Source organism: Nocardia otitidiscaviarum NBRC 14405, assembly GCF_000308635.1.
Taxonomy (GTDB): Bacteria; Actinomycetota; Actinomycetes; order Mycobacteriales; family Mycobacteriaceae; genus Nocardia; species Nocardia otitidiscaviarum.
In genome coordinates this window covers 1-1,878 of record NZ_BAGD01000128.1, presented here as the reverse complement: position 1 = coordinate 1,878, position 1,878 = coordinate 1, and the positions used below count along the sequence as shown (strand labels likewise).

Genomic DNA, 1,878 nt, shown 5'->3' with positions numbered 1-1,878 from the left:
GCGCGGGCCACGGCGGGGTCGCCAGCGAGGTAGAGCACCGTCGCGCCGACGGCCCAGTCCGCGCCGATGCGCTGCGGGCCGAGCCAGGTGTAGAGCTGGGCGGCCCGGGAGATGAGGCCCCGGCGGGTCCAGACCCCCGCGCAGATGCGCACGGCGGCGGCCAGTTCCGCGGGCGCGATATCGTCGCGGGCCAGGGCGGGTTCGGCCAGCCGCAGGGCGGTGTCGCAGTCGCCCGCCCGGGCGGCGGCATCGGCCCAGCGCACGGCGATGGTGTTCGGATCGGCACCGGCCGCCGCGACGGCCGCGTAGTAGCGCGTCGCCTCATCGCCAGCTTTTTCCGCTGCGGCGCAGAGGAATTCGGCGAGGCGCGGATCGCGCACCCCGGATTCGGCCAGTAGCAGCGCGGTGTGGTCGCGCAGCAGCCCGGCGTCCAGGCGGGCCCGCAGCAGGCGGCGCTGCACGCCCAGGAAACGGCGGTCGCCGACCAGCGTGCGCAGCGGGGTCACCGCGGGCGCCAGCAGCAGATCGGCGTCGGTGATGAGGGCGCTGGCCCGGGCGCGGTCCACCAGATCCTGTGCGGCCCCGAGGTTCACCTCCAGCACCTCGGCCAGCTCACTGGCGTCCAGGCCCGCGCCGATGGCCGCCACCACCAGGGTGTCGAGCAACTCCGGATCGGCGTCGTCGAGACGGCCGCGTGCCCAGGACGTGACGGCGCTGTCGACCGCGCCCATACCGGCGTCCAGACGGGTGGCGCAGGCGGCGGCCAGGGCCGCCACCACACCGCCGTGGATGCCGCCGGTCTGGCGGTGGATGTGCTGGGCGATGCCGCGCGGCACCATCATGCCGAGTTCCCGTGCGAACGGCGCGATTTCGGCTACCGCGAGGGCGCGCAGGTCGACCACGCGCCCGCGCCGAGACACCAGATCGGTGAGGGCGCGCAGGCGAGCGTCGTGCGGGCGCGGGCGGGTGGCTATGACCACCGTGCGATGTCCGGATTCCGCTGCGGCGCAGAGGGCTTCGAACGCCGCATCGGGCAGTGTGTGGGCATCGTCCACCACGAGAGCCGTGCGGGCGACCCGGCCCGAACCGGGATGGGTTGTGGTGACGGGCGATCCGCCGCCCTGGCCGTCGTACGGGTTGTCCGTCGGTATGGTCCCCCGCGTCCGCAGCCGATTGCGAATGGCCGACAGCAGTGTGGACTTGCCGGTGCCCGAGCGGCCCCGGACCAGGTACAGCAGGGGAACCGAATCCTCGGAATCCAGTTCCCGGAACAGATCTCGCGTGTAGGGCAGCGAGTCGAGCGCTATGGGTATGTTTCCGGCCACGACGATCAACCCCTAGCCGCCCGTGTTGGGGAGGATCTGCTTGGGCGCGTCCAGCACCGAGCCGACGGTGTCGTCCACCCGATCGATGACCCCCGGCAGGATGGGCACGGAGGGCTGCGTCGGCTGCGGTGCGGGCTGCTGCGTCGGCTGCGTCGGTTGCGGCGCTGGTTGCGGTGCGGGCTGCGGTGCGGGTGCGGGCTGCTGCGTCGGTTGCGGTGCGGGGGACTGCACGGGCGCGGGCGCGTTGCCGGGCGCGGGTGCCGGGGCACCGGGCGCGGGCGACGGGGTCCCCGCCGTCGCGACCTGTTGCACGGTGGCGGGCGCACCGGGCGTATGCGGTTGGCCGGGCACTCCGGGCGCGTCCGTGAGCGCGGGCGCCTCCGGGCTGCCCGGCGCACCCTCGAGCCGGCCCGCCTCGGATACGGCGGGGTCGGCCGCGATACTCGTCGACGGCTGTCCAGGCGTGGGGGTGGAGGACGGGCCGGACTGCACACCGGTGCTGATCGCGAGCGTGCCGGTGGCGAGTGCGGCGACCGCCAGGGCGGTGACGCTC

2 pseudogenes are annotated in these 1,878 nt (G+C 74.7%); both read right to left on the bottom strand.

Annotation, left to right across the window (positions count from 1 at the left end):
• A pseudogene (locus ON31_RS28335) lies at positions 1-1,325 on the bottom strand (LuxR C-terminal-related transcriptional regulator); the annotation flags it as partial.
• A 12-nt stretch (positions 1,326-1,337) separates the two neighbouring features.
• A pseudogene (locus tag ON31_RS37480) lies at positions 1,338-1,878 on the bottom strand (hypothetical protein); the annotation flags it as partial.